Genomic DNA, 847 nt, shown 5'->3' on the forward strand with positions numbered 1-847 from the left:
AGCAAATATACAGACAACTTAAAATCCTTCATGACGAGGAACTAATTGCATTTCAGAGCGAAATCCAATCAGGAAAACCCGACAAAAAAATCTATGCCATCACACAACAGGGAAAAGATGAGCTTTTGCGTTGGTTGAAAGAGCCCGTCGCCACAAACAAAATCAACGATGCATTACTGGTGAAAATATATGGAGCCGATTCCGCGCCGATAGAAGATATCGCATCAGAAATTGAGCGTCATATAGAGATCCATCAAAATACCCTTAACTACTTACTTGCTCTTGAGAAAAAATATCTTTCTCTTTCTTCAAACGAACAACTAAACTTCCGCTATCCTTACCTTACTTTGCGTCGAGGAATACTCGGCGAAGAGGCTTGGTTGAGGTGGGCTGAAGAAGCGACACAATTGTTCAAGAAATAATCAGAGATTTTTCTTCCACTCACGCGTATACTCCCGCCTCTTTTTATCACCTCCCAATTGAGGAAAATCTTAGTGAGCGAAGCCTCCAAAACATTTCATGAACTTGGTCTAACCGAGCAATTACTTAAAGCCGTTTCAGAATTAGGTTACGAAACAGCATCTCCTATACAAGAACAAGCCATTCCGGTCATTCGAGAAGGCCGCGACATTCTAGGTCAAGCGCAGACAGGTACTGGTAAAACAGCTGCTTTCGCTCTTCCAGTGCTTTGTGAAATTGAAGCGAAAAGCTCACTACCTCAAGTTTTAGTTCTCGCGCCTACTCGCGAGCTAGCGATTCAAGTCGCAGAAGCATTTGAAAGCTATGCGAAATACTTACCTGGCGTAAATGTTCTGTCGATCTACGGTGGACAGAGCTACAGCATACA

At 42.9% G+C, this 847-nt stretch carries 2 protein-coding genes; both read left to right on the forward strand.

The genetic code is table 11. From position 1 onward, the window contains the following. Positions 1-422 (forward strand): PadR family transcriptional regulator (locus A3738_RS05805; protein ID WP_068763441.1); only part of this gene is annotated, 422 nt, incomplete at its 5' end. A 72-nt stretch (positions 423-494) separates the two neighbouring features. After that, positions 495-847 (forward strand): DEAD/DEAH box helicase (locus A3738_RS05810; protein WP_156504004.1); only part of this gene is annotated, 353 nt, incomplete at its 3' end.

Source organism: Oleiphilus sp. HI0066 (genome assembly GCF_001635725.1).